The following is a 23,878-nucleotide window of genomic DNA, read 5'->3' as shown; positions in this document are numbered from 1 at the left end:
ATCGTGTCCTGGGCGGCATTAGGGTGACTGCTCATGTGGCCAGGACAGCAGCCGCCCGGGGGCGAGCAGAACCCGCAGAACAATCCGTACCAGCAGCCGGGGTACCAGCAGCCGAATCCGTACCAGCAGCCCGGCTACCAGCAGCAGCCCGGCGCGTACGGGCAGCAGCAGTGGGGCGCTCCGCAGCCCCCGACGGCTCCGCAGCCGTCCGTGGGCGGTGGCGGCGGTGGTGGCGGGAACCGGACCAAGGTGGTCGCGATCGTCGCGGCGCTCGCCGTGGTGGTGGCCGCCGGCGTCACCGGGTTCCTGGTGCTGGGCGGTGACAAGGACGACCAGGCGGACCAGGGCAAGGACGGCAAGCCGTCGGCGAGCGCCTCCGCGGAGAAGTCCGAGACCCCTTCCACCGACCCCAGCGCTTCCGGTGGCGAGGACAACCCGCGCGGCGGCGACGGGCTGAAGGCGACCGTCGACGGCTGGAAGGTCGTCGCCAACCCCCGCTTCGGCACCATGTTCGACGTGCCCGCGGACTGGGAGATCGACTCCACGGACACCAGCGTCGGCTTCGAGTGGGAGGAGAAGGGCAAGACCGAGCGCACCACCGTCACCGCCCCGGCCTACCTGAAGTCCGAGTGGTGCACCACCGACGAGAACAAGGACGGCCGCAAGGAGAGCACCTCCCTCGCCACCGCGGGCACCCGCGGGGAGAGCGGCGCCAAGGACGCCGCCCAGGCGGCCGAGACGCGGGTGCCGTGGTGGATCTACGGCGGGTTCACCGAGCCGGACAAGAAGAGCGTGAAGTACGGCAAGCCGAAGCCGTACACCACGACCTCCGGCATCGAGGGCAGCGTCATCACGGCGCACTCGGAGGGCGCGCCCAAGAAGGGCAAGTGCGACACCGAGGGCAAGGCGATCACCTTCGCGTTCAAGAACGGCGCGGGTGACTTCGTCACCTGGAACCTCTACGGCGCCAAGGGTGTCAAGGAGGAGATCCCGGAGGCGACGGTGCAGAAGATCCTGAGCACCGTGCGCCTCACGGAGGCCCCGCCGACCGACACGTAGCCCACCGTGCGACGCGCGGTGGGCAGGGCGGTGCACCGGGGCTAGCCGATGCCGAACGCCCCCGCGGGAGGTTCGGGCGACGGCTCGGCGTCCTCGTCCCGCACCGGCCGCGCGTCGCCGATGAACGTCCGCAGGCCCGCCCCGTGCTCGACCCGGGCCGGGAAGGCGTCGGCGGCGGTGCGCCGGGCCAGGGCCGCCGTGTCGAGCGGCCGGTGCGCGGCGACGAGGACCGGGTTGCCGAAGCGGCGCCCGCGCAGCACACCCGGTTCGGCGATCAGCGCCAGCTCCTCGAAGAGCGTGGCGAAGCCGGCCAGTTGGGCCCGCAGGAAGCGGAACGGCGCCCCGTCGGCGAGGTTGGCCACGTACACGCCGTCGGCCCGCAGGACCCGTGCCGCCTCGCGGGCGTAGCCGACGGAGGTCAGGTGGGCCGGCACCCGGGAGCCTGAGAAGACGTCGGCGACCAGGACGTCGGCCGAGTCGGCGGGGGCGGCCTCCAGCCAGGCGCGGGCATCGGCACCGTGCGGGGTGACGCCGGCGCCGTCCGGGAGCGGCAGGTGCTCGGCGACCAGGTCCAGCAGGGCCCGGTCGGCCTCCACCACGTCCTGCCGTGAGCCCGGCCGGGTCCGCGACACGTACCGGGGGAGGGTCATCGCACCCCCGCCGAGGTGCAGCACGTCCAGCGCCCGCCCCGGCTCGCCCACCGTGTCCAGGACGTGGCCGAGCCGACGCGTGTACTCGAACTCCAGGTGCTCCGGCTCGTCCAGGTCGACGTACGACTGCGGGGCACCGTCGACGGTGAGCAGCCAGGCCCGCCTCCGGTCGACGTCGGGCATGAGCTTCGCGGTGCCGTGGTCGGTGACGCGGCTGACGGGTACGGCTTCGTCGTTCACCCCCTGATTGTGCCCGGGGCCGAGCGCCCACCCCGGCGGGGGGCGCCCCGGCGGCCCCGGCCGAAGCCGCGCCGCCGCGGGCCCGGCCACCACGCCGGACCCGCGACGCCCCGCGCCCCGGACGCCTCCCCGCAGCGGACCCGCGACGCCACGGACCCCCGGCCTCCATCACGCCACGGCGGTCACGGTCCCCGCCGCCACGGTGCGCCCGCCCTCACGGACGGCGAACCCCAGACCGGCCTCCAGCGGCACGTCCCGGCCCAGTTCCACCGTCATCGTGACGGTGTCCCCGGGCCGGGCGACGGCCACCTCACCGAGGTCCACGTCCCCGACCACGTCCGCGGTCCGGATGTAGAACTGGGGCCGGTACCCCGTGGTGACCGGCGTCGACCGCCCGCCCTCACGCGCCGACAGCACGTACACCCGCGCCGTGAAGCGCCGACCGGGCACCACACTGCCGGGGGCGGCGACCACGTGCCCGCGCCGCACCGTGTCGCGGGCCACGCCCCGCAGCAGCAGCGCCACGTTGTCACCGGCCTGCGCCTCCTCCATCGGCTTGCCGAAGGTCTCCACGCCGGTGACGACCGTGTCGACGCGGGCGCCGAGGACCTCCACGCGGTCGCCGACGCGGACGGTGCCGCGCTCGACCGCGCCGGTCACGACCGTGCCGCGGCCGGTGATGGTGAGCACGTTCTCCACCGACAACAGGAACGGCGCGTCCAGGTACCGCTCGGGCACGGGCACGTAGGTGTCCACGGCGTCGAGCAGCGCCTCGACGGACGCCGTCCACCGCGGGTCGCCCTCCAGCGCCCTCAGCCCCGAGACCCGGACGACGGGCACGGCGTCACCGCCATAGCCGTGCGCGGTGAGCAGGTCCCGCACCTCCAGCTCGACCAGGTCGGCCAGCTCCGCGTCCTCGCCGTCCTCGACGGCGTCCGCCTTGTTGAGCGCGACCACGATGTGGTCCACGCCCACCTGCCGGGCGAGCAGGACGTGTTCGGCCGTCTGCGGCATGACCCCGTCCCGCGCGGAGACGACGAGGATCGCCCCGTCCAGCTGGGCCGCGCCGGTGACCATGTTCTTGACGTAGTCGGCGTGACCCGGCATGTCCACGTGCGCGTAGTGGCGGGTGTCGGTCTCGTACTCGACGTGCGCGAGGTTGATGGTGATGCCGCGCGCCGACTCCTCCGGGGCCCGGTCGATGCGGTCGAAGGAGACGTAGCGGGTGGTGCCGTCGGCGCCGCGCTCGGCGAGGACCTTGGTGATGGCGGCGGTCAGGGTGGTCTTGCCGTGGTCGACATGGCCCATCGTGCCGATGTTCAGATGCGGTTTGGTGCGGACGTACGCCGTCTTGGACATGGCGCTACCTCGAAGCCTCGTGGCGGTGCTGGGACCCCGGTGACCGGCCGACCCTCCCCCTGCGGGGTCCGCCGGACGATCCGGGGAGGGTCAGCTTCGGGCGCCGTCGACCGCGGCGGTGAAGGAGAGGACGGCAGCCTTCGGGGCATCCGCGACCGCGGATGCTGCGAGGTGGAAGGCGTACCGGAACATGACGCCGATCATCGCCGAGGTCCCGCCCCGCGTCGAACGGTTTTCGCGGCGCGGGAGTTGGTGGACCGCCCCGGTCCGCTACCGCCCGATGGTCCGCAGGGCTTCCCGTACGGACAGCGGTGCCAGGCGCCGCTCGTTCTCCGCCACGAACGCGCGGACGGCGTCCGGGTCCGTCTTGGCGTACTCGCGCAGGCACCAGCCGATGGCCTTGCGGACGAAGAAGTCGTCGTGGCCGCCGCGCCGCAGGCAGTATCCGAAGAGCCGGTCGGTGTCGGTGCGCTGCCGGTAGCGGAGTTGGTGGAGCAGGGCCGCCCGGACCAGCCAGAGGTCCGGGTCCCCGATCCAGGCGTCCATCTCGGCGGTGAGCCCGCGATCGGCCGCGACCAGGCCGCCGACCACGTGCGCGGAGAGCAGGTCGACGGTGTCCCACCAGGGCACCGTGGTGAGCAGATGCCGGACCACCGGCAGGAAACCGGAAGAGCAGTTCGTCACATGCCGGCACAGCAGGTCCACGGCGAAGTACTGGTACTCGCGCTCGGGCAGCCGCCAGCAGCGCAGGGCGACCGCGGTGAGGTCCCGCTCGTCGGGGCGGGGCGTCCCCGCGAGGACGGTACGGGACAGCGTGCGCCGATCAGGGGAGGTCAGGCCCAGGAAGGGAGCCACGTCCCGCATGTACGCCCGCTGGGTCGCGGCCCGTTCGGGATCGGCCGCGGCGGCGTACACGGTGGTGAGCCGCTCCAGCACGGTGTCGGCGAGCGGACTGTGCGGGACGTCCGGAACTCCCTTGGCTGTGACGCTCATGAGACGCACCATACGGCGATCACACACATTTGTCGGTTAGTGTCACCGGATGCTCGATGCCACCACCCGCTCTGGGGGCACCGCCACGGTCTCTCCCCGGGCCACCGCAACGGAGCTCGCCGTCGCCACAGCCGGCGGGCCGGTCGCACCGACCGGCCTCGCCGCCCGTGTGACGAGAGTGCTGCTCTCCCCGTGGTCCCGACTCTCCCTGCTCCTCGCCTTGCTCGCCTCGGCCGCGACGACGGTCCTGCTGTTCCGGCCGCAGGAGTTGCTGACCGACGGCTGGCCACCACAGCTCGGCGGAGCCACGGCGGCGCTCGCCTACGCGGTGGCGTACGGGCTGTGCACCGTCGCTTTCGTCCCCCGGCCCCTGCTCAACCTGGCCGCCGGCGCCCTGTTCGGCTCGCAGCTGGGTCTCGCGTCGGCGCTGGCGGGGACGGTGCTCGGCGCCGGGATCGCCTTCTGCCTCGGCCGGGTGCTGGGCCAGGAGGCGCTGCGCCCGCTGTTGCGGGGCAAGTGGCTGAAGGCCGCGGACGGACAGCTCAGCCGGCACGGCTTCCGTTCGATGCTGGCGGCGCGGCTGTTCCCCGGGGTGCCGTTCGCGGCCGCCAACTACTGTGCGGCCGTCTCCCGGATGGGTCTGCTGCCCTTCCTTCTGGCGACGGCCCTCGGCTCCATCCCCAACACCGCCGCCTACGTCGTCGCGGGGGCCCGCGCCTCGACGCCCACGTCGCCGGCCTTCCTCATCGCGCTGGCCTGCATCGCCCTGCCGGGGCTGGCGGGCGCCGCGGTGGCCTGGCGCAAGCGGCACCGGCTGCGCGGCCACTGACGCGGACGCCGACCGGGGCACGCCCGTCCTCCCCGGACCCGTCGTCCCCGGACCCGGCGCCGGCGGTCGGTGCGCGCGGTCGCGCCGGCCGCCAAGCGACCGGTCCGACCGCACGCGGGAGCCCCTCCACCCCTGTGGGCCGATCTTCACTTTGGGGCGCTACGCTGCCCCTCGGCACGCCAGACCCTGATCACCGCGCACGGCGGTGCGGTGTGTCCATCGACCGTTTCTCGATCGGCACTTGGACTCCGTAACCTCATGTCTTGGTTTGAATCCCTCATCCTCGGACTCGTCCAGGGGCTGACCGAGTTCCTCCCCGTGTCCTCCAGCGCGCACCTGCGGCTGACCGCGGCGTTCTCCGGCTGGCACGACCCGGGCGCGGCCTTCACGGCGATCACCCAGATCGGCACCGAGGCCGCCGTGCTCATCTACTTCCGCAAGGACATCGGGCGGATCCTCGCGGCGTGGACGCGGTCGCTCACCGACAAGTCGATGCGCCGCGACCCCGACGCCCGCATGGGCTGGCTCGTGATCGTCGGCTCGATCCCGATCGGTGTGCTCGGCCTGACCCTGAAGGACCAGATCGAGGGACCGTTCCGGGACCTGCGGATCACGGCGACCATGCTGATCGTCGTGGGCGTCATCATCGGTATCGCGGACCGGCGGGCGGCCCGGGACGAGAAGGGCGGCCGGCACCGCGCGCCCCAGCAGCGCAAGGAACTGGAGAACCTGACGGTCCGGGACGGCCTGATCTACGGCCTCTGCCAGGCGGCGGCCCTCATCCCCGGCGTCTCCCGCTCCGGCGCCACCATCAGCGGCGGGCTCTTCATGGGCTACCGGCGCGAGGCGGCGGCCCGGTACTCGTTCCTGCTCGCCATCCCGGCGGTGCTCGCCTCCGGCCTGTTCGAGCTGAAGGACGCGATGGAGAACGACCACGTGTCCTGGGGGCCGACGCTGTTCGCGACGGTCATCGCCTTCGCCACCGGCTACGTGGTCATCGCCTGGTTCATGAAGTTCATCTCGACCAAGAGCTTCATGCCGTTCGTCTGGTACCGCATCGCCCTCGGCATCCTCATCATCATCCTGGTCACGGCGGGCGTCCTCAGCCCGCACGCCGCGGAGTCCGCCGGCTGACCGCACCCGCTTGTGTAGCCGTCCGGTAGCGCACTGTCAGCGCTTGGCCCTACGCTGTTCCGCATGTCCCCCGATTCCTTGACTCCTGGTTCCGTGCGGTCCGCAGCGGAGCTGAACGACGAGATCCGCGCGCTGTGGCTGCGCGCGGGCGGGACCCTGTCGGCGCAGGAGCGCGTGGAGTACGAGTTGCTGGTGGTCGAGTGGGCGTCCGCGATCCGCGGCGAGGTCATCGAGGCGGCCTGACCGGCCCGGGCCTCCCCGCCGGTCGGCCGACGGCATCCCAAGGCCTGGACCCGTCCTCCCCCGGGCCCGGCGTCAGCGTCCGCCGGCCACCCGCACCACCGTCCCCGTCGTGTACGACGCGTCCGCCGACATCAGCCAGGAGATCGCCGCGGCGATCTCCTCGGCCCGCCCCGCGCGGCCCAGCGGGACGGCCGCTCCCATCCGCCCGGCACGCTCCGGGTCGCCCATCGCGGCGTGCATGTCGGTGTCGACGACCCCCGGCGCGACGGCGTTGACGCGGACACCGTCCGGGCCCAGTTCCTTGGCCAGGCCCAGGGTCAGGGCGTCGACGCCCGCCTTGGTGGCCGCGTAGTGGACGTACTCGCCGGGGCTGCCGATGGTCGCCGCGCCCGAGGACACGTTCACGATCACCCCGCTCCCCCGCGCGGACATCAGCTGGGCCGCCCGCCGGGCACACAGCAGCACGCCGAGCAGATTGACGTCGAGGACGCGGCGCAGGTTCGCGGTGTCGCTGTCCGCCAGGCGCCCGAGCGGACCGGTCACCGCCGCGTTGTTCACGAGCCCCGTCACCGGCCCGAGCCGGTCCTCGGCCACCTCGAAGAGCCGCTCGACGTCGGCCTCGACCGACGTGTCCGCCCGCACGGCGACGCCCCGTCCGCCCGCCTCGCGCACCCCGGTCAGGACCGCCTCCGCGGCGGCCGAGTCCCGCGCGTAGCCCACCACGAGGTCGTGCCCGTCCGCCGCGAGACGCAGACAGGTGGCCGCGCCGATCCCCCGGCTGCCGCCGGTGACCACCGTGACGGGACGCCCCGTACGCCCTGTAGGCCTCGTACGCTCCGTACGCTCCATGAGTACCTCCCGCAGGGGATCGGATGACCTGGCCCGACCGGACCGCCACCCTGTTTGATCGATCATCGATCATCCTAGGTGAGGCCCTGCTTCCCCGGAAGCGGTCATCCCATGTGATCAACTGCAATCCGCCCTCGTCGAGAGCGCACACTGAAAGGACCACGGGGTAGGGAGGCGCCTATGAAGACGCTCGACCACTGGACGGCCTCTCCGTGGCGGCGCTCGGCCACCGCCGTGCTCGCCGGCGCCCTTCCCGTCCTGGCGTTTCCGGGGCCCGCCCTGTGGTGGTGGGCCTGGGTCGCCCTGGTGCCCTGGCTGCTGCTGGCCCGGACCGCGCCGGGCGGAAGGCGGGCCGCGTACGACGGCTGGTGCGGCGGCTTCGGGTTCATGCTGGCCATGCACCACTGGCTGCTGCCCAACCTGCACGTGTTCACCTTCGTCATCGCCGCGCTGCTGGGCGCACTCTGGGCACCGTGGGGCTGGCTCGTGCGCCGCATGCTGGGCGGGGCGCCCTCGCTCCGCCGGGCCGGGGCGGCGCTGGTGGTGCTGCCCTCGGGGTGGCTGGTGGTGGAGCTGGTCCGTTCCTGGGAGGGGCTCGGCGGTCCCTGGGGCGTGCTCGGCGCGAGTCAGTGGCAGGTGGCGCCGGCTCTGCGGCTCGCCTCGGTGGGCGGGGTGTGGCTGCTGAGCTTCCTGGTGGTGACCGTCAACGTCGCGCTCGCCGTGCTCGTCGCCGTCCGCCGGGCCCGGACGCCCGCCCTCGCCGGCCTCCTCGCCACCGCCGCCGCCACCTCCGCGGCCTGGGCCTGGTCACCGCGTCCCGACACCGACGAGCGGGCCGCGATCGCCGTGGTGCAGCCCGGTGTCGTCGCCGGGGCGGACAGCGCCGACCGGCGCTTCGACCGCGAGGAGCAGCTCACCCGCGGCCTGTCCGGGCGGGACCTCGACCTCGTCGTCTGGGGCGAGAGCAGCGTCGGCTTCGACCTGGACGACCGGCCCGACCTGGCGCGGCGGCTCGCCGCGCTGTCCCGGGAGACCGGTGCGGACATCCTGGTCAACGTGGACGCCCGCCGCTCCGACAAGCCGGGCATCTACAAGAGCTCGGTGCTCGTCGGTCCCGACGGCCCGACCGGCGACCGGTACGACAAGATGCGGCTGGTCCCGTTCGGGGAGTACGTCCCGGCCCGCTCCCTGCTCGGCTGGGCCACCTCCGTGGGCGAGGCGGCGGGCGAGGACCGCAGGCGGGGCACCGAGCAGACCGTCATGAGCGTCGGCGGCGGGCTGCGGATCGGGCCGATGGTGTGCTTCGAGAGCGCGTTCCCGGACATGAGCCGCCGACTGGCCGCCGACGGGGCCGAGGTGCTGCTCGCCCAGTCGTCCACGTCCACGTTCCAGCAGACCTGGGCGCCCGGGCAGCACGCCTCGCTGGCCGCGCTGCGCGCCGCCGAGACCGGCCGGCCGATGGTGCACGCGACCCTGACCGGGGTCTCCGCCGTCTACGACGCGAACGGCACCCGGATCGGCTCGTGGCTCGGCACCGACGCGAGCGCCTCGCGCGTCTACGAGGTGCCGCTCACGCACGGCAGCACGCCCTACGTCCGCTTCGGCGACTGGACCCAGTACGCGGCGCTGCTCGTCCTGGCGGCCTGGGCCGCCGCCGAGGGCGTACGGGCGGTGCGGCTCAGGCGGAACGCTCCCGCACCGCCCGTACCAGAACGACGTACCGTGCACGAGGATGCCGACATGACGACGAAGCGCCTGGAACCCGCCCCCGATGCCGACGAACGCACCATGCTGGAGGGCTGGCTGGAGTACCACCGGCAGACCCTCGCCCTCAAGTGCGAAGGTCTCACCGACGCCCAGCTGAGGACGGCCGCCGTGGCTCCCTCGAACCTGTCCCTCATGGGGCTGGTGCGGCACGCGGCGGAGACGGAGCGGAGCTGGTACCGCCGGGTCCTCGCGGACGAGGACGCGGGCCCCCTCCACTACTCCGACGAGGACCCCGACGGTGAGTTCCACCTGACCGAGGACGACACCTGGCAGGAGGCGTACGCCGGCTGGCAGGCCGAGATCGAGGCCGCCCGGCGCAACGCGGCGGGCTTCCACCTCGACGACCTGTCCCGCGGGAAGCACCGGCGCACCGGCGCACGGCCCAGCCTGCGCTGGATCCACACCCACATGATCGAGGAGTACGCCCGGCACAACGGGCACGCCGACCTGATCCGCGAATGCCTCGACGGCACCACCGGGGAGTGACGTCAGCCTCGGCGGCCCCCGGGCCTCCGTACGGGGCCTGAGATCACCCGTGCGAGGCACACTCCGCTCGTCCGGCACCACGGCCGGGCCCCCGACCGCCAGAGTGGCGCGGGTGCATCGAACGACGACCACCGCAACGCTTCTGGTGACCATGGCCGTCTCGGCCCTGGCCGGCTGTACGACGGTCCACGGTCCGGCCCCGGCCGGCCCTTCGGCGGACGGCGCCCGCTCGTCCGCGCCACGCCCGGACGGCCCGGCCGAGCCGCGCGTCGTGCAGGCCCCGGCCCGGGAGGCGTTGGGGACGACCGGACCCTCCCGGGCCCCCGACGGCGCCTCCGGCGCACCGCGTCGCGCGACGCCCCCGGCCGCCCCGCCGCGGCGGCAGCCGCCGGCCGCCGGCGCCGGACAACAGTCGCGGCCCGCCCGGCCGGCGGCACCGAAGCGGACGCGCCCGCCGGAACGGCCCCGCGCCGGCGTCCCTTCCGTCCCCCGGTCGCCCGCGGTGGACGCCGGCGGGAACGCGGACCTGTGCTCGCTCGGCAGGAAGTACGGCGGGTGGCGGCCCGGCAGCCCGGAGGCGGTCATCTGCGAGCAGACGTACGGACGCTGAGCCCGCTCGAAGTCGGAACGACCGGTACGGACCGCCCGGGCGGGGTCGGTCCGGCCCGGCCGGGTCAGGGGCGCTGCCGCGGGGGTCCCCATCCTCCGTCGGGACGCTCGGGTCCGTCCGTGGCGGGGCCGGACGCGGCCAGCCGTGACTCCAGCCGGTCGATGGCCGCGCGCACTCCCTCCCCGTAGCGGTCGGGGGCGAGGGACCGCGCCGCGCCGCGGGCGCGCCTGAGGTGCAGGTGGGCGGCCTCACGGTGGCCGAGCCGGTCGTAGTCGGCGGCCAGGTTCAGGTGCAGCGACGGGTAGAGGGCACGCGCGGCGAGCACGCCCTCTCTCCGGTCGGCGGGCCGGTCCCGGGTGAGTTCCTCGGCGGCCGACAGCGCCCGCAGGTCCCAGGCCAGTTCGTCCCCCGGGTCGTCCTGCGTGTCGGCCAGGTAGTGGGCCAGGGTGCAGCGGTGGAGCGGGTCGCCGTGCTCGCCGATCTCGGCCCACAGACCGAGGAAGCGGAGCCGGGCCTCCTCGCGGTCGCCCGCGTGGTGCAGCATGACGACCTGCCCGATCCGCGTCAGCACGGCGTCCGGCGCCGTCTGCTCCTGTCCCTTGGCCACCGCGTCCTCCGTGCCCGTCGTCGGCTGTCCCCGACGACGCTAACCGCACCTGCCGGAAATGCCGGTCAGGCGGCCCGTGACGCGCGCGGGCGGCCCGGTGGCCGAGCGGCCCGACCGGTCCGGCGGCGGGTCAGCCCAGGTTCGGGATGGTCCAGTCGATCGGCTCGTGGCCCTGCTTTGCCACCGCCTCGTTGATCTGCGTGAACGGACGGGACCCGAAGAACTTCTTCGCCGACAGCGGCGAGGGGTGCGCGCCCTTGACGACCACGTGCCGCGTCTCGTCGATGAGCGGCAGCTTCTTCTGCGCGTAGTTGCCCCACAGCACGAACACCGCCGGGTCGGTCCGGTCGGCCACCGCGCTGATCACCGCGTCGGTGAACAGCTCCCAGCCGCGGGCCTTGTGCGAGTTCGCCTCGCCGGCCCGCACCGTGAGCACCGCGTTGAGCAGCAGGACGCCCTGCTCGGCCCAGGGCATGAGATAGCCGTTGTCCGGGATCGGGGTGTCCAGCTCGGCGTGCATCTCCTTGTAGATGTTCCGCAGGGAGGGCGGTACCTTGACGCCCGGCCGGACCGAGAAGCACAGGCCGTGGCCCTGCCCCTCGCCGTGGTACGGGTCCTGTCCGAGGACCAGCACCTTGACCCGGTCGTACGGCGTGGCCTCCAGGGCGGCGAAGACCTCCTCGCGCGGGGGGTAGACGGGGCCGTTCGCCCGCTCCTCCTCGACGAACTCCACCAGCTCCTTGAAGTAGGGCTGCTGCAGTTCGCCCCCCAGCACCTCGCGCCAGGACTCGGGCAGCATGGCGATGTCGGTCACGTCAACTTCCTTACGCTGTGCGGTCGCTTCCGGTCCTCAGGAATCTACCGGCGACCACTGACATCGGGAGCCGCTGCCGGCGTCTACCAGCTGGTCTTCCGGTACAGCTGCCACATCATCATGATCGTCGAGGGGTCCATGGCCCCTTCCGCACCCGAGATGTCCGCACTTGCCGCCACGTACTGCTTGCCCTGCCACAGCGGCAGCAGCCGGGCGTCGTCCACCAGGATCTGCTGCGCCCGCTCGAAGTCCTTCTCCACGTTGGCGCGGTCGCTCTCCCGGCGTGAGCGCGGCAGCAGCTCACCGGTGATCTCCGGTGCGAGGTAGGGCGTGCCCAGCGCGTTCTGCTCGCCGACGAAGGGCGCGATGAAGTTCTCCGCGTCCGGGAAGTCGGGGGACCAGCCGCGGCCGAAGACCGGGTACTCCCCCTTCTGGTAGCCGGCGACGTACGTCTTCCACGGCCGGTTCTCGAGCGTGACCTCGAACAGCTCGGAGGCCTCCAGCTGACGCTTGATCTCGCCGAACTCCTGCGCCGTCTCCGAGCCGTAGCGGTCGGTGGTGTACCAGAGGGTGAGCGGGACGCGCCGGGTGATGCCGGCCTCGGCGAGGATCTTGCGGGCCTTGGGGACGCTGGGGTCGCCGTAGTCGTCGAAGAAACCCGTGGTGTGACCGGTGAGGCCCTTGGGGACCATCGAGTACAGCGGGTCGACGGTGTCCCGGTAGATCTTGTGGGCGATGGCCGCGCGGTCGATCACCTGGGCGATGGCCTGGCGCACTTCCTTCCGGCCCGCCCAGGGGTCCTCGGGATTGAAGACGAGGTAGCGGATCTCCGTCCCGCTCCCCTCCACCAGTTGGAGGTTCTCGTCCTTGCTGGCCTTGCCCTGCAGGGTGATGACGTCGTCGGCCGCGAGCCCCCGGTAGGTGACCTGGATGTCCCCGTCGCGCAGCGCCTCGACCATGCCGGCGGAGTCCTTGAAGTAGCGGATGGTCACCGCGTCGTTGTGGCGTTCGGCGAAGCCCTCGTAGCGGTCGTTGCGGACGAGTTCGGCACGCTCGCCGTCCGTGTACGACCGGAGCTCGTAGGGGCCGGAGCCGACGACCTTGCCGTCCTCGCGCAGCGCGTCGGCCGGGTAGCCGCCGGGTTCGACGATCGACATGGCGGGGGTGGCGAGTACGAACGGGAAGGTCGCGTCCGGCTTTCCGAGGTGGAAGACCACCTCGCGCTCGCTCGGCGCCTGGACCCGTTCGAGGGTGCCCAGCAGGCCCGCGGGACCGCCGTTGACGTTGATCTTCCTGATCCGGTCGATCGAGTGCTTGACCGCCCGGGCGTCCAGTCGGTCCCCGTTGGAGAAGGTCAGGCCCTTGCGCAGCTCGCAGCGGTAGACCTGGTTGGAGGTGTCGGTGAAGGCGCACTTCTCCGCGGCGTCGGGCTGGGGCTCGGTCGCACCGCCCGGGTAGCTGAGCAGCGTCTGGTAGACGTTGCGGAACAGCTCCCAGGAGCCGTCCCAGGAGGCGGCCGGATCCAGGGTGCTGGGAGCGCTGGTCGTGCCGACCACGATGGGCCCCTCGTCGTCCGAGCTGTCGGACGACAGGATGCCGCATCCGGTGACCAGCGACGATATGGACACGATGGCCGCGACCCGCCGCAGGCCTCGCTTCCGGTTGAACACGCGCACGCTCCTCGATCCGCCGTACCAAGGTCGGCAGACCATACCGCAGCACCACGCCCCCTGAACCCCCTTCTGAACAGGGGTTTTGATCATCTGGCGATGACTACGTTGTCATGCCCCCGGTGATCTCGAAACGCGGACACGGGCGCCGTCCGTGGAGACGGCGCCCGTGCTCTTCGGTGTCCCTGCGGCTCGGTGAGCGTCGGTATCAGGCCACGCCGGCGTTCAGGAAGATGCCCCCGTCGACCACCAGCGTCTGCCCGGTGACCCAGTCGGACTGGGCCGAGGTGAGGAACGCGGCGGCGCCGCCGATGTCGGAGGGGACGCCGAGCCGGCCCAGCGGGTAGCCCGCGGCGGCCTCCTCCTCGCGGCCCTCGTACAGGGCGGCGGCGAACTTGGTCTTCACGACGGCCGGGGCGATCGCGTTGACCCGCACCTTGGGCGCGAACTCGTGCGCGAGCTGCGCGGTGAGGTTGATCAGCGCGGCCTTGCTGACGCCGTAGGCGGCGATGAAGGGCGAGGGCGACAGGCCCGCCACCGAGGCGATGTTGACGATCGCGCCGCCGTTGTCCTTCTGCCAGGCGTGCCACGTGCGCTGGGCGAAACCGAGGGCCGAGATCACGTTGGTCTCGTACACCTTGCGCGCGACGTTCAGGTCGAGGTCGGCGATCGGCCCGAACACCGGGTTGGTGCCGGCGTTGTTGACCAGGAAGTCGACGCGGCCGAAGGCCTCCATCGTGCGCTCGACGGCGACGGCCTGGTGGGCCTCGTCGTGCGCCTTGCCCGCGACGCCGATGACCCGGTCGGAGCCGAGCTTGTCGACGGCCTCCTCGAGGGCTTCCTCGTTGCGTCCGGTGATGCAGACGCGGTCGCCGCGCGCGACGAGCGCCTCGGCGACGCCGTAGCCGATGCCGCGGCTGGCGCCGGTGACGAGCGCGACCTTGCCGGAGAGTCCGGGGAGTTCAGTCATGTCAGTGGTCCCTAGGTTCCCTAGTCTCCGCGATCCCTAGTCGAGCGGTCCGCCGGCCACGTACAGCACCTGGCCGGAGACGAAGCCGGCGGCCTCGCCGGTGAAGAAGGCGATGGCGTTGGCGATGTCCTCGGGCTCGCCGACGCGCGCCACCGGGATCTGCGTGGCGGCGGCGGCCTTGAAGTCGTCGAAGCCCATGCCGACGCGGTCGGCGGTGGCCTTGGTCATCTCGGTGGCGATGAAGCCGGGGGCGACGGAGTTGGCGGTGACGCCGAACTTGCCGAGCTCCTTGGCGAGGGTCTTGGTGAAGCCCTGCAGACCTGCCTTGGCGGCGGAGTAGTTGACCTGGCCGCGGTTGCCGAGCGCCGAGGACGAGGACAGGTTGACGATGCGGCCGAAGCCGGCGTCCACCATGTGCTTCTGGCAGGCCTTGGACATCAGGAAGGCGCCGCGCAGGTGCACGTTCATGACGGTGTCCCAGTCGGAGACGCTCATCTTGAACAGCAGGTTGTCGCGCAGTACGCCCGCGTTGTTGACGAGGATCGTCGGCGCGCCCAGTTCGTCGGCGATCCGCGCGACGGCCGCCTCGACCTGCGCCTCGTCGGAGACGTCGCAGCCGACCGCGATGGCCTTGCCGCCGGCCGCGGTGATCTTCTCCACGGTGTCCTTGCAGGCCGCCTCGTCGAGGTCGAGGACGGCGACGGCGCGGCCCTCCGCGGCCAGTCGTACGGCGGTGGCGGCACCGATGCCGCGCGCGGCTCCGGTGACGACGGCGACCCGGTGCTCAGTGGTGGACATTGCTGCTTCTCCTCGTCCTGGGGATGCGGCCCATGCGGAGCTCCGCGGGCCGCCCGGTGGTGAGCGACCGCTTAGTACCTTCCGCAGACGTGACGCTAGAAGCCCTGGCACCCGGTGTCAACGGGACACCGGGCCGGTGTGATCCATTACCCGGGGTCCCGGGTGGGTCGCCGTGCCCGGCCCACCCGATCGGCCCACCGCTGCGGGCCCCCGCGCCACCGGCGCCCTAGCGTCGGAACTCGAGCCACTCGTGGCCGGAAAGGAGGCGTCCATGCGCCGTCGTACCGGTGCCGCAGGCATAGCCGTCGCGATCGCCGCGATCGTGCCGCTGGCCGATCCCGCACACGCCCAGGAGCCGAGCTCCCGGAATCCCACCCAGCTGAGGGCGTACCAGCCCGCCGTCGCCCTTGTCCCCGGTGACGACCCGTTCGCCCCCGACCCGTTCGCCCCCGACGCCCTGTCCCCGGGCTCGCTCTCCCCGGACGGTCTCGCTCCGGACGGCCTCGCTCCGGACGGCCTCTCGGGAGATCCGCTCGCCGAGGACGGGCTCGACGGGTTCGGGACCGACGAAGGCCCCCTCGACCAGAGCGGGCTCGACGAGTTCCGCCCGGGTCAGGGCGACGGGGACGGAACGGGCTCCGGCCAGGGCGCGGGTCAGGGCGGAACCGATGGGGGCCGACCCGACGAAGGTCCGCTCGGCCAGGGGCACACCGACCAGGGCCACGCCGACCAGGGCGGGAACGGGGCCGCCTGGCAGGCCGGCGGCTCCGTCGGCGGGGCGCCACCGCGGCGGGACTCGCTCCCGACGATCTCCGCGACCTCCAAGCCGCGTCCCGCTCCCACCACCCCGGCCCCGGTGGCCACCCCGACGCGGACCCCCGCCGTACCGGCTCCCACGACCTCACCGACCACGGCACCGACGCTCGGCACCCGGGGCGGGCTGGGCGGCGCGTCGGGCACCGGGCCCAGCGACTGGGACCTCGGCATCGGCCTGGGCTGCGTGGCGAGCGCCGCGCTCGCCACCGCCTTCGTGGTCAGGCGCCGCCGACGGGTGTGACCACGGGTTCCCAGGGGGACCCCACGCCGGCCCTAGCGCACCAGCAGGTCGAGCAGCCGTTCCGTCTCGGCCGCAGGGTCGGCCGTGAGGCCGGTGTGGACGGGGCCCGGTTGCACGATCGTGGAGCGGGGAGCGATCAGCCAGCGGAAACGGCGGCCGGGATCGTCACCGGCCGCCTGGCCCGCCGCGTCCCCGCCGGTGCACAGGCTCTCGACGGCCCGCAGCGCCGCCCGCACGCCGGGCAGGTCCACCTGCGGGTCGAGGGCCAGCAGCCGGGCCTCGTCGAGGTGGGTGCGGGCCCCGACGTAGGAACGGGCCCGGCAGTACACGAGCACCCCGGCGTTGACGCACTCCCCGCGCTCGATCCGGGGGACGACGCGCAGCAGCGCGTACTCGAAGACGTGACGGTCGCTCATCGGTGCCCCTCCACCTGTACGCGCTCGTGGACGGTGGCGGCCCGGTCGAGCAGGGGGCGTGCGTAGGCGCGCCGCAGTGCGTCGGGCGTGGCGAAGCCGGGCTCGTCCGACAGCCAGACGTCCGGGATCTCCGCGGTCACGTCGGCCAGGAGTTCCTCGGTGACCAGCGGGGCCAGCTCGGCCGCGGCCGCGCGTACGTCCGGGGCGAAGCGCGCGAGGGCATGGTCCGAGGCGTCGTAGGGCCGGGCGGCGGAGGTCTCTGCGCCGGGCCAGTGGTGGTGCCAGATCATGGTGGCGCCGTGGTCGACGAGCCACACCTCGCTCCGCCACCTCAGCAGGTTGGGGTTGCGCCAGGACCGGTCGACGTTGTTCACCAGCGCGTCGAACCACACGATCCGCCCGGCCTCTTCCGGGCTCACCTCGAAGGCGAGCGGGTCGAAGCCGAGGGCGCCGGACAGGAAGCCCATCCCGAGGTTGGTGCCACCGCTCGACTTGAGCAGTTCCTGCACCTGCTGGTCGGGTTCGCCGAGCCCCAGCACCGGGTCGAGGCCGACCGTCACCAGCCGGGGCACCCGGAAGCCCAGCCGCCGGGCGAGTTCCCCGCAGACCACTTCGGCGACGAGCGTCTTGCGGCCCTGTCCCGCGCCGGTGAACTTCAGGACGTACGTCCCGAGGTCGTCGGCCTCGATCAGTCCCGGCAGCGAACCGCCCTCACGCAACGGCGTGATGTAGCGGGTCGCGATGACTTCCTTGAGCATCGCCCCAGGCTACCGGCGGGGTGGGACGGCACGGGCCTCGGGCGGGGGCCCGGTCGACAGCTGATCGACAGCTGTGGTTTACGCCCGTCCGACCGCCGGGGCGACAGCATCTCGGCACGGTCTGAACAGCATGTGCACCGGGCCCGTACCTCTCGGCAGATCATCACGCATCCACCCCGGAAGGGACCCAGCATGACCAGCGCATCGTTCCACCCCGCAGCCGGACCGGCTCGTCGTACCGTCGTGGCCGCGGCCGGAGCGGCGGGGCTCGCCGTCGTGCTGACCGCCTGCGGCGGGTCCGACGACGACGCGTCGAGCGACACCGGCGCCGCGCCGTCGGCTCCCTCCGCAGAGGCGGCGGACGGCGGCGGTTCGGGCGGCGACGACGCCGGTGCCGGCGCGGCGCTCGCGGCGACCGCGGACATCCCCGAAGGCGGCGGGAAGGTCTTCGCCGATCAGAAAGTGGTGGTCACCCAGCCCGCGGCGGGCGAGTTCAAGGCCTTCTCCGCCACCTGCACCCACCAGGGCTGCGCGGTGAAGAGCGTGTCCGAGGGCGTCATCAACTGCCCTTGCCACAACAGCAACTTCTCCATCACCGACGGCAGCGTGCAGAGCGGTCCGGCGCGCAAGCCGCTGCCGGCCGTGCAGATCACGGTCAGCGGGGACTCGATCCGGCTGGCCGGGTGACCGTCCCCCAGCGCCGGGGCCGGAAGATCATGATGACCCCGGGCGAGCTGGACGCGTTCCTCACCGTCCAGCGCACCTGCCGGGTCGCCACGGTCTCGGCCGACGGCGCCCCGCACGTGAGCACGCTCTGGTTCGCCTGGGACGGCTCCGCGATGTGGTGGTACTCGGTCGTGCGCAGTCGGCGCTGGACGGATCTGCGACGCGACCCCCGGGTGGCCGTCGTGATCGACACCGGGGAGGCGTACGACGAGTTGCGCGGCGCGGAGCTGTCCGGCCGGGTGGAGTTCGTCGGTGAGGTGCCCCGCACGGGCGAGCTGTGCGCCGAACTGGACGTCCCGGAGACGCTTTTCGCCCGCAAGAACTTCGGGTTGGACGAGATGCCGCACGACGGCCGCCACGCCTGGCTGCGGCTGACGCCCGAGAAGGTCGTCTCCTGGGACTTCCGCAAGCTCGCCGCGCGGTAGGCGGTCGGGCGGTAGGCGGTCGGGCGGTAGGCCCGGCGGGCGAGCCGCACGCCGATCGTCAGCGGAGCCCTCCCGCCGTCGCCCGCAACGCCTCCACCGCCGCCCGGATCGACGGGCGGCGGTCGGCGTCCGCGCGCCAGACGACGTACACGTGCCGGCGCACCCGTTGCCGCAGCGGCGCGGTGACCACCCCGGCCGGCACCGGATGGCGTCCGAGCAGCGGGGCGATGCACACACCGAGCCCCGCGGCGACCAGCCCGAGTTGGGTGTGGGTCTCGGCCGCGCGGTGGCCGACGACCGGCTCGATGCCCTTCGAGCGCAGGGTGAACATCAGCCACTCGTGGCAGAACTCGCCCTCTCCCCAGGTGATCCACTCGTCGTCAGCGAACTCGGCGAGGTCCACCTCGTCCCGGCCCGCCAGCCGATGCCCGGCCGGCATGGCCACGTCGGCGGGATCGTCCAGGAGCTGCGCCTTGACCAGCCCGTCGGGCAGCGGCATCGGCTTGTTGTACCAGTCGAGTACGACGGCCAGGTCGAGGTCGCCGCGCACCACGCCCGCGATGCCGCGCTCGGGCTCCAGCTCGCAGGAGCGGATGCGCAGGGCGGGGTGCTCGGAGCGCAGCGCGGACAGTGCCGCCGGGAAGAGGCCGCGGGCGGCCGTCGGGAACGCCGAGATCCTCAGTTCGCCCGCCACCTGGCCGCGCTGCGCCTCCAGGTCGGCCTGGGCCAGCTCGACCTGGGAGAGGATGCGGGCCGCGTGCTCGGCGAGCAGCCGTCCGGCGTCCGTGAGCCGCACGCCCCGGCCGTTCTTGGCGAGCAGGCGCTGCCCGGCCTCGCGCTCCAGTTTGGCCATCTGCTGGGAGACGGCGGAGGTGGTGATGTGCAGGCCCGCGGCGGCACCGCTGACCGATCCGTGCCGCGCCAGGGCGTCGAGGGTACGCAGGCGCTCCAGGTTCAACATGTAAGCAATACTACGAGGTACTCCGCGCGAAATCTCGATTGTGCTACGAAGACGGGGTGGGCCATCGTGGTCCGCATGAGTACCCCGGTCACGCCCTCCCCCGCGGTCCGCCGCGCCTTCGACTGGCGGCTGCGCTTCGGCCTGCTGTCCCTGGTCTGGGGCTTCAGCTTCCTCTTCATCAAGGTGGGGACCGAGGCCTTCGCCCCGTTCCAGGTCACGCTGGGGCGGTTGCTGTTCGGTACCGCGGTGGTCGTCGCGGCGATGGCCGTGAAGCGGGAGCGGCTGCCGCGCGGGGCGTCGACCTGGGCGCATCTGGCGGTCGCCGGGTTCCTGCTCAACGCGCTGCCGTTCTCCCTGTTCGCCTTCGCCGAGCTGACGATCCCCTCCTCGCTCGCCGGTATCTGCAACGCGACCTCGCCGCTGTGGGGCATGGCCCTGTCACTGGTCGCCCTCTCCGAGGACCGTCCGACCCGGCGGCGGGTGGCCGGCCTCGGCATCGGCTTCCTCGGCGTCCTGACGGTGCTGGGGGTCTGGCAGGGCTTCCAGGGCCTGGACGTCACGGGCACGGCCCTGGCGCTGCTGGCCTCGCTCAGCTATCCGGTCGGCTGGATCTACGTCCGTCGCACGCTGGCCGGCTCCAGCCACTCCCACCTCTCCCTGGCCGGTGCCCAGCTGTCGTTGGCCACGGTGCAACTGGCCGCCGTGACACCGCTGTTCACCTCGGTGCCGAGCAGCTTCCCGCTGCTGCCGCTGCTGTCGGTCGCGGCGCTGGGCATCCTAGGGACGGGGCTCGCCTTCCTGATCCAGTACGACCTGGTCGCCGAGGTCGGGCCGACGACGGCCCAGATGGTCACGTACTTCACCCCGGTCATCGCCACCGCCGCGGGCGTCACCCTCCTCGGCGAGTCCCTGTCCTGGTCGACGCCGCTCGGCGCGGTGATCGTCCTCGCGGGCGCGGCCCTCACCCAGTCGCGGCCCAGGACCTCCACGGAGGGCCCGGCGCGCGGGTCCCTCCGCAGGCCGGAGCGCGAGAAGACCCTGACGTAGGCGGGCGGCGGCTTCCTCCCACGGCCCCGAGCGGACGCCCCGGGACGGCGGCCCGGGACCGCGGCCCGGGACCGCGGCTCGGGACGGCGGCTCGGGACGGCGGCTCGGGACGGCCGCCACCTCATGGACGCCCTCGATCCGGCGGCCCGGCACGGCCGACACCCCGATCCAACCGCCCCGCACCACCAGCCACCCTACGAACGCCCCGAACCCAGTCGCCCCGCACGGTCGGCCACGCCCCCGCGAGACCCGCACCGGTCCCCCGTACCGGCCCCGACCGGCCGGCGAGCGCAGCTCACGCGTGGCTCCGGAGCCGCCCCGTCCGTGCCCTCACCGCCTCCGCGACCACGTCCGCCAGCGGCCCGATGTCGCCGTCGGTCAGCGTCGAGACGGTGATCCGGACCCCCGGCGGTGCGGTCAGCCGGAAGCGGGCGCCGGGCGCCACCGCCCAGCCGGCGTGCAGCAGCCGGGCGACGGCCCCGGTCTCGTCCGGCACGGGAACCCACACGTTCATGCCACTGCGCCCGTACGCGGCGACCCCGCGTTCCGCGAGCGCGCCGAGCAGGGCTTCCCTGCGCCGCCCGTACGCCGCCGCCACCGCGCGCGGGTCCACCGAGCCGCCCGCCCACAACCGGGCCACGGCCCGCTGGGTGATGCGGCTGACCCAGCCGGGGCCCAGCCGCTGCCGCCCGCGCACCCGGTCGAGGGTGACGGCGTCCCCCGTCAGCACGGCGAGCCGCAGGTCGGGGCCGTAGGCCTTGGCGGCCGAACGGACGAAGGCCCAGTGGTGGGTCGTACCGGCGAGGGGGTGCAGGGGCAGGTCGACGATGCGGTGACCGTGGTCGTCCTCGATCAGCAGCGTCCGGGGGTACTCGCTCAGCACGGCCCTGAGCGCACGCGCCCGCGCGGCGCTCACCGCCGCGCCCGTCGGGTTCTGCGCCCGGTCGGTGACGACCAGGGCCCGGGCGCCGGCCGCGAGGACCCGGCGTACGTCGTCGGGCAGCGGCCCCTCGTCGTCGACGCCGACGGCGACCGCGCGCAGGCCGAGCGCGGGGACGAGGTCGAGGAGGCTGCCCCAGCCGGGATCCTCGACGGCGACCGCGTCACCCGCCCTGAGGTGGGTCGCGAGCACGCGCTCCATGGCGTCCAGCGAGCCGGAGGTGACGGCCACGGGCCCGTCCGGTACGCCGTCCGCGTCCAGTTCGGCCCGGGCGATGCGCAGCAGTTCGGGCTCCACGGCCGCGTCCCCGTACAGCACCGGCTCCCGGTCACCCTGCTCGGCCGCGGCGGCGAACGCCGGGCCCAGGGCCGGCAGCAGGGCCGGGTCCGGATTGCCGTCGGCCACGTCGCGCGCACCCTCCGGCACCTCCACCCGGATGAACTCGCGCCCGGTGGTGGCGGGTGTCGCGCGCACCCTGCTGCCCCGCCGCCCGGACGTCTCGATGACCCCGCGCTCGCGCAGGGTGCGGTAGGCGGCGGCGACCGTGTTCGGGTTCACCCCCAGCTGCTGCGCCAACTCCCGCATCGGCGGCAGCGGTTGCCCCGGCTCCAGCTCGCCCGCGCCCACCGCACGCTCGATGCTCGCCGAAATCTCCGCTGCGCCCCGGCCCGTGACCCGATATTCTCCTAGCACAAAGCAGATTATGCACTAGTACAATGGAGAGCGCCATGCAGGGGACCACACGGACGCCGTCGCAGCCCGGCACCACCTATCCGCCCACCGACCGCACCGTCCCCACCCGCTCCGCCGACCGGGCCTCCTACGACAAGGAACTGGTGCACTCGATACTCGACGAGGGCTACGTGTGCCATCTCGGCTTCGTCCGCGACGGCGCCCCGGTGGTCCTCCCGACGCTCTACGCCCGGGTGGGCCAGCGCCTCTACGTGCACGGCTCGACGGGCTCCCGGCCGCTGCGGATGACGGGCGCGGCCGACCCGGGCCTGCCCGTGTGCCTGACGGTGACGCACGTGGACGCGCTGGTGCTGGCCCGCTCGGCCTTCCATCACTCGATCAACTACCGGTCGGTGGTCGTGCACGGAACCGCCTACGACGTGACGGGCCCCCAGGAGAAGCGCACGGCGCTGGACGCGCTGGTCGACCACGTCGTCCCCGGACGCTCCGCCGACTCCCGGCCGGCCGACAAGAAGGAACTGGCCGCCACCGCCGTGATCCGCCTGGACCTGGACGAGGTCTCCGCCAAGCTGCGCACCGGCGGTGTGAACGACGAAGCCGAGGACCTCGCCCTCCCCCACTGGGCCGGTCTCCTCCCGCTCCGCAAGGGTTACGACGCCCCGGTCGCCGATCCCGGCCTGGCTCCCGGCACCGTGCTGCCCGGCTACCTGTCGGCCCTGTGACACCGGTCCGCTCCTGAGACGCACCGGCCGGCCCGGTAAGGGGGCCTCCCCGCCGAGAGGCCCCCCGCGGTCACACCGGCGCCGGCCGCGTCCGCGCCTCCCTCGCCTCCCTCACCTCCCGAGCCGCCCGAGCCTCCGCCACCGCGAGCCCGGCGACCGAGACGAGCATCAACAGCGTGCCCGCCAGCGTCGCCGCGGTGAGGTGCTCGCCCAGCACGAGGACGGCGAGCCCTGCCGCGCTGACCGGCTCGAGGAGCATGATCACGGAGACGGTCGCGGACCGGACGACGGCGGCTCCGGCGAAGTAGAGCCCGTAGGCGAGGGCGGTCGGAACGGCCGCGACGTACACCAGGAGCCACAGGAGCCGGGCCGGCTCGGCGGTGTGCGGCACCAGCCCCTCGGCCAGGGCGAGCGGCAGCAGGCAGGCACTGGTGACGGCGAACGCCCCGACGGACGTGCTCCCGGCGTCCGCCCCGCCGTCCCGGCCCCACCAGCGGGTGAGCAGGGTCATCAGCGAGTACCCGACCGCGGACAGCAGGGCGAGGAGCACCCCCGACAGGCGCACGCCGGCGGCGCCGCCGCCGAGGACGAGCACCCCGAGCCCGGCGAGCGCCCCGAGCACGGCGGTGGTTCCGCCCCACCCCAGACGCTCCCCCAGGGCGAGGCGTGCGCCGAGCGCGATCAGCACCGGGCCGGCGCCCAGGGTCACGACCGTGGCCACGGCGAGGCCGGTGGACTGCACCGCGGCGAAGTAGGCGGTCTGGAACACCGCGAGGCCCAGGCCCGTGACGAGGGCTCGCGGGGCCCTGCGGGCGAGGGGTTCGCGGACCGCTCGGACCGCGCCGCGCGGACGGCGGGAGGTCAGCGGACGGACCGCGAGCAGCAGCACCAGCCCGATGGCGCAGCGCCAGAACGACAGGGCGACGGGCCCCATGTCGCTGGCCCGGTAGACCAGCGAGGCGGCGGCCCCGGCGGTGCCCCAGGCGACACCGGCGACGATCAGATACAGCAGGCCACGCCCGACGGGCAGGCCGGTGAAGGCATTCGACACGAGT

24 protein-coding genes and 1 pseudogene are annotated in these 23,878 nt (G+C 73.4%); 11 read left to right on the top strand and 14 right to left on the bottom strand.

Going from position 1 to position 23,878, the window contains the following annotated elements; translation table 11 throughout:
• Positions 1 to 33: 33 nt before the first annotated feature.
• Positions 34 to 1,059 (top strand): hypothetical protein, encoded by a 1,026-nt coding sequence (locus ACGF5T_RS27565; RefSeq protein ID WP_356606345.1) that lies wholly within the window; start codon positions 34 to 36, stop codon positions 1,057 to 1,059.
• A gap of 41 nt (positions 1,060 to 1,100) precedes the next feature.
• Here the strand turns inward: ACGF5T_RS27565 and ACGF5T_RS27560 are convergent, their stop codons facing one another.
• The 3 genes from ACGF5T_RS27560 to ACGF5T_RS27550 form a co-directional block, all read right to left on the bottom strand.
• Entirely contained in the window at positions 1,101 to 1,892 is a 792-nt protein-coding gene (locus ACGF5T_RS27560) for a fused MFS/spermidine synthase (RefSeq protein ID WP_366767621.1), read from the bottom strand.
• 225 nt (positions 1,893 to 2,117) lie between these two features.
• Positions 2,118 to 3,308, bottom strand: a complete 1,191-nt coding sequence (gene tuf, locus ACGF5T_RS27555; protein WP_361010085.1) for an elongation factor Tu — start codon at positions 3,306 to 3,308, stop codon at positions 2,118 to 2,120.
• Positions 3,309 to 3,578: 270 nt separating this feature from the next.
• Positions 3,579 to 4,301 (bottom strand): DNA alkylation repair protein, encoded by a 723-nt coding sequence (locus ACGF5T_RS27550; RefSeq protein ID WP_361010082.1) that lies wholly within the window; start codon positions 4,299 to 4,301, stop codon positions 3,579 to 3,581.
• Between the two features lie 49 nt (positions 4,302 to 4,350).
• On the opposite strand from ACGF5T_RS27550, the gene ACGF5T_RS27545 reads away from it, so the two are divergent.
• The 3 genes from ACGF5T_RS27545 (at position 4,351) to ACGF5T_RS27535 (ending at position 6,507) form a co-directional block, all read left to right on the top strand.
• On the top strand, positions 4,351 to 5,130 hold the full coding sequence (locus tag ACGF5T_RS27545; RefSeq protein ID WP_356606320.1) for a TVP38/TMEM64 family protein: 780 nt from the start codon (positions 4,351 to 4,353) through the stop codon (positions 5,128 to 5,130).
• A gap of 258 nt (positions 5,131 to 5,388) precedes the next feature.
• Positions 5,389 to 6,264: an undecaprenyl-diphosphate phosphatase gene (locus ACGF5T_RS27540; RefSeq protein WP_356606318.1), complete on the top strand. Its 876-nt coding sequence runs from the start codon at positions 5,389 to 5,391 to the stop codon at positions 6,262 to 6,264.
• A gap of 63 nt (positions 6,265 to 6,327) precedes the next feature.
• Entirely contained in the window at positions 6,328 to 6,507 is a 180-nt protein-coding gene (locus ACGF5T_RS27535; RefSeq protein ID WP_356606316.1) for a hypothetical protein, read from the top strand.
• Positions 6,508 to 6,579: 72 nt separating this feature from the next.
• Here the strand turns inward: ACGF5T_RS27535 and ACGF5T_RS27530 are convergent, their stop codons facing one another.
• Positions 6,580 to 7,356, bottom strand: a complete 777-nt coding sequence (locus ACGF5T_RS27530; RefSeq protein WP_361010078.1) for an SDR family oxidoreductase — start codon at positions 7,354 to 7,356, stop codon at positions 6,580 to 6,582.
• Between the two features lie 180 nt (positions 7,357 to 7,536).
• Here ACGF5T_RS27530 and lnt point away from each other — a divergent pair.
• Together lnt and ACGF5T_RS27520 are read left to right on the top strand one after the other, a co-directional pair.
• A pseudogene (gene lnt / locus ACGF5T_RS27525) lies at positions 7,537 to 9,084 on the top strand (apolipoprotein N-acyltransferase); the annotation flags it as partial.
• Positions 9,085 to 9,096: 12 nt separating this feature from the next.
• Positions 9,097 to 9,609, top strand: a complete 513-nt coding sequence (locus tag ACGF5T_RS27520; RefSeq protein ID WP_356606308.1) for a DinB family protein — start codon at positions 9,097 to 9,099, stop codon at positions 9,607 to 9,609.
• A 674-nt stretch (positions 9,610 to 10,283) separates the two neighbouring features.
• Here ACGF5T_RS27520 and ACGF5T_RS27515 read toward each other — a convergent pair.
• From ACGF5T_RS27515 to fabG, 5 genes are all read right to left on the bottom strand, one after another.
• Complete coding sequence (locus ACGF5T_RS27515) at positions 10,284 to 10,826, bottom strand: hypothetical protein (protein WP_366767575.1); 543 nt, start codon at positions 10,824 to 10,826, stop codon at positions 10,284 to 10,286.
• 130 nt (positions 10,827 to 10,956) lie between these two features.
• On the bottom strand, positions 10,957 to 11,640 hold the full coding sequence (gene ung, locus ACGF5T_RS27510; protein ID WP_366767574.1) for a uracil-DNA glycosylase: 684 nt from the start codon (positions 11,638 to 11,640) through the stop codon (positions 10,957 to 10,959).
• 83 nt (positions 11,641 to 11,723) lie between these two features.
• Positions 11,724 to 13,310 carry an ABC transporter substrate-binding protein gene (locus ACGF5T_RS27505; protein WP_356606302.1) on the bottom strand — a complete coding sequence of 529 codons (1,587 nt, stop codon included), beginning with the start codon at positions 13,308 to 13,310 and terminating at the stop codon, positions 11,724 to 11,726.
• 208 nt (positions 13,311 to 13,518) lie between these two features.
• A complete protein-coding gene (locus tag ACGF5T_RS27500) occupies positions 13,519 to 14,280 on the bottom strand; it encodes an SDR family oxidoreductase (RefSeq protein ID WP_356606300.1) in 762 nt (253 codons plus the stop codon).
• A 36-nt stretch (positions 14,281 to 14,316) separates the two neighbouring features.
• Positions 14,317 to 15,078 carry a 3-oxoacyl-ACP reductase FabG gene (gene fabG / locus ACGF5T_RS27495; RefSeq protein ID WP_356606298.1) on the bottom strand — a complete coding sequence of 254 codons (762 nt, stop codon included), beginning with the start codon at positions 15,076 to 15,078 and terminating at the stop codon, positions 14,317 to 14,319.
• Positions 15,079 to 15,349: 271 nt separating this feature from the next.
• Here fabG and ACGF5T_RS27490 point away from each other — a divergent pair, with 271 nt between their 5' ends.
• Positions 15,350 to 16,135: a hypothetical protein gene (locus tag ACGF5T_RS27490; RefSeq protein ID WP_366767573.1), complete on the top strand. Its 786-nt coding sequence runs from the start codon at positions 15,350 to 15,352 to the stop codon at positions 16,133 to 16,135.
• Positions 16,136 to 16,167: 32 nt separating this feature from the next.
• Here the strand turns inward: ACGF5T_RS27490 and ACGF5T_RS27485 are convergent, their stop codons facing one another.
• Together ACGF5T_RS27485 and ACGF5T_RS27480 are read right to left on the bottom strand one after the other, a co-directional pair.
• Positions 16,168 to 16,551 carry a DUF3037 domain-containing protein gene (locus tag ACGF5T_RS27485; RefSeq protein ID WP_356606294.1) on the bottom strand — a complete coding sequence of 128 codons (384 nt, stop codon included), beginning with the start codon at positions 16,549 to 16,551 and terminating at the stop codon, positions 16,168 to 16,170.
• Positions 16,548 to 17,309 (bottom strand): HipA family kinase, encoded by a 762-nt coding sequence (locus tag ACGF5T_RS27480; RefSeq protein WP_366767572.1) that lies wholly within the window; start codon positions 17,307 to 17,309, stop codon positions 16,548 to 16,550. The genes ACGF5T_RS27485 and ACGF5T_RS27480 overlap by 4 nt, the downstream gene beginning before the upstream one ends.
• Before the next feature lie 192 nt (positions 17,310 to 17,501).
• Between ACGF5T_RS27480 and ACGF5T_RS27475 the strand changes: the two genes are divergently transcribed.
• Together ACGF5T_RS27475 and ACGF5T_RS27470 are read left to right on the top strand one after the other, a co-directional pair.
• Positions 17,502 to 17,996 carry a Rieske (2Fe-2S) protein gene (locus ACGF5T_RS27475; protein WP_361010057.1) on the top strand — a complete coding sequence of 165 codons (495 nt, stop codon included), beginning with the start codon at positions 17,502 to 17,504 and terminating at the stop codon, positions 17,994 to 17,996.
• A complete protein-coding gene (locus ACGF5T_RS27470) occupies positions 17,993 to 18,460 on the top strand; it encodes a pyridoxamine 5'-phosphate oxidase family protein (protein WP_356606288.1) in 468 nt (155 codons plus the stop codon). Before ACGF5T_RS27475 ends, ACGF5T_RS27470 begins: the two co-directional genes overlap by 4 nt.
• Before the next feature lie 58 nt (positions 18,461 to 18,518).
• Here the strand turns inward: ACGF5T_RS27470 and ACGF5T_RS27465 are convergent, their stop codons facing one another.
• The gene (locus ACGF5T_RS27465) at positions 18,519 to 19,421 is read right to left on the bottom strand and encodes a LysR family transcriptional regulator (RefSeq protein WP_361010054.1); all 903 of its coding nucleotides are present in this window, start codon (positions 19,419 to 19,421) and stop codon (positions 18,519 to 18,521) included.
• Between the two features lie 75 nt (positions 19,422 to 19,496).
• Between ACGF5T_RS27465 and ACGF5T_RS27460 the strand changes: the two genes are divergently transcribed.
• On the top strand, positions 19,497 to 20,468 hold the full coding sequence (locus ACGF5T_RS27460; RefSeq protein ID WP_366767571.1) for a DMT family transporter: 972 nt from the start codon (positions 19,497 to 19,499) through the stop codon (positions 20,466 to 20,468).
• A 295-nt stretch (positions 20,469 to 20,763) separates the two neighbouring features.
• On the opposite strand, the gene ACGF5T_RS27455 is transcribed toward ACGF5T_RS27460, so the two are convergent.
• A complete protein-coding gene (locus tag ACGF5T_RS27455) occupies positions 20,764 to 22,101 on the bottom strand; it encodes an aminotransferase class I/II-fold pyridoxal phosphate-dependent enzyme (protein ID WP_361010048.1) in 1,338 nt (445 codons plus the stop codon).
• A 35-nt stretch (positions 22,102 to 22,136) separates the two neighbouring features.
• On the opposite strand from ACGF5T_RS27455, the gene ACGF5T_RS27450 reads away from it, so the two are divergent.
• Entirely contained in the window at positions 22,137 to 22,823 is a 687-nt protein-coding gene (locus ACGF5T_RS27450; RefSeq protein WP_366767569.1) for a pyridoxamine 5'-phosphate oxidase family protein, read from the top strand.
• 70 nt (positions 22,824 to 22,893) lie between these two features.
• Here ACGF5T_RS27450 and ACGF5T_RS27445 read toward each other — a convergent pair whose 3' ends face one another.
• Positions 22,894 to 23,874, bottom strand: coding sequence for a DMT family transporter (locus ACGF5T_RS27445; RefSeq protein WP_366767568.1), 981 nt, complete (start codon positions 23,872 to 23,874; stop codon positions 22,894 to 22,896).
• Between the last annotated feature and the right edge of the window lie 4 nt (positions 23,875 to 23,878).

The organism is Streptomyces sp. NPDC047853, assembly GCF_043204535.1.
GTDB lineage: Bacteria > Actinomycetota > Actinomycetes > Streptomycetales > Streptomycetaceae > Streptomyces.
Note: the sequence above shows the minus strand (reverse complement) of the source record. Positions and strands in the feature narration are given on the sequence as shown.

Excerpts from the sequence above, each read along its gene's own strand:
- ACGF5T_RS27540 (WP_356606318.1), top strand. The coding sequence starts at position 5,389 with ATGTCTTGGTTTGAATCCCTCATCCTCGGACTCGTCCAGGGGCTGACC.
- fabG (WP_356606298.1), bottom strand. The coding sequence starts at position 15,078 with ATGTCCACCACTGAGCACCGGGTCGCCGTCGTCACCGGAGCCGCGCGC.
- ACGF5T_RS27485 (WP_356606294.1), bottom strand. The coding sequence starts at position 16,551 with ATGAGCGACCGTCACGTCTTCGAGTACGCGCTGCTGCGCGTCGTCCCC.
- ACGF5T_RS27565 (WP_356606345.1), top strand. The coding sequence starts at position 34 with ATGTGGCCAGGACAGCAGCCGCCCGGGGGCGAGCAGAACCCGCAGAAC.
- ACGF5T_RS27480 (WP_366767572.1), bottom strand. The coding sequence starts at position 17,309 with ATGCTCAAGGAAGTCATCGCGACCCGCTACATCACGCCGTTGCGTGAG.
- ACGF5T_RS27550 (WP_361010082.1), bottom strand. The coding sequence starts at position 4,301 with ATGAGCGTCACAGCCAAGGGAGTTCCGGACGTCCCGCACAGTCCGCTC.
- ACGF5T_RS27490 (WP_366767573.1), top strand. The coding sequence starts at position 15,350 with ATGCGCCGTCGTACCGGTGCCGCAGGCATAGCCGTCGCGATCGCCGCG.
- ACGF5T_RS27500 (WP_356606300.1), bottom strand. The coding sequence starts at position 14,280 with ATGACTGAACTCCCCGGACTCTCCGGCAAGGTCGCGCTCGTCACCGGC.
- ACGF5T_RS27460 (WP_366767571.1), top strand. The coding sequence starts at position 19,497 with ATGAGTACCCCGGTCACGCCCTCCCCCGCGGTCCGCCGCGCCTTCGAC.
- ACGF5T_RS27450 (WP_366767569.1), top strand. The coding sequence starts at position 22,137 with ATGCAGGGGACCACACGGACGCCGTCGCAGCCCGGCACCACCTATCCG.
- tuf (WP_361010085.1), bottom strand. The coding sequence starts at position 3,308 with ATGTCCAAGACGGCGTACGTCCGCACCAAACCGCATCTGAACATCGGC.
- ACGF5T_RS27545 (WP_356606320.1), top strand. The coding sequence starts at position 4,351 with ATGCTCGATGCCACCACCCGCTCTGGGGGCACCGCCACGGTCTCTCCC.
- ACGF5T_RS27465 (WP_361010054.1), bottom strand. The coding sequence starts at position 19,421 with ATGTTGAACCTGGAGCGCCTGCGTACCCTCGACGCCCTGGCGCGGCAC.
- ACGF5T_RS27530 (WP_361010078.1), bottom strand. The coding sequence starts at position 7,356 with ATGGAGCGTACGGAGCGTACGAGGCCTACAGGGCGTACGGGGCGTCCC.
- ACGF5T_RS27560 (WP_366767621.1), bottom strand. The coding sequence starts at position 1,892 with ATGCCCGACGTCGACCGGAGGCGGGCCTGGCTGCTCACCGTCGACGGT.
- ACGF5T_RS27520 (WP_356606308.1), top strand. The coding sequence starts at position 9,097 with ATGACGACGAAGCGCCTGGAACCCGCCCCCGATGCCGACGAACGCACC.
- ACGF5T_RS27535 (WP_356606316.1), top strand. The coding sequence starts at position 6,328 with ATGTCCCCCGATTCCTTGACTCCTGGTTCCGTGCGGTCCGCAGCGGAG.
- ACGF5T_RS27475 (WP_361010057.1), top strand. The coding sequence starts at position 17,502 with ATGACCAGCGCATCGTTCCACCCCGCAGCCGGACCGGCTCGTCGTACC.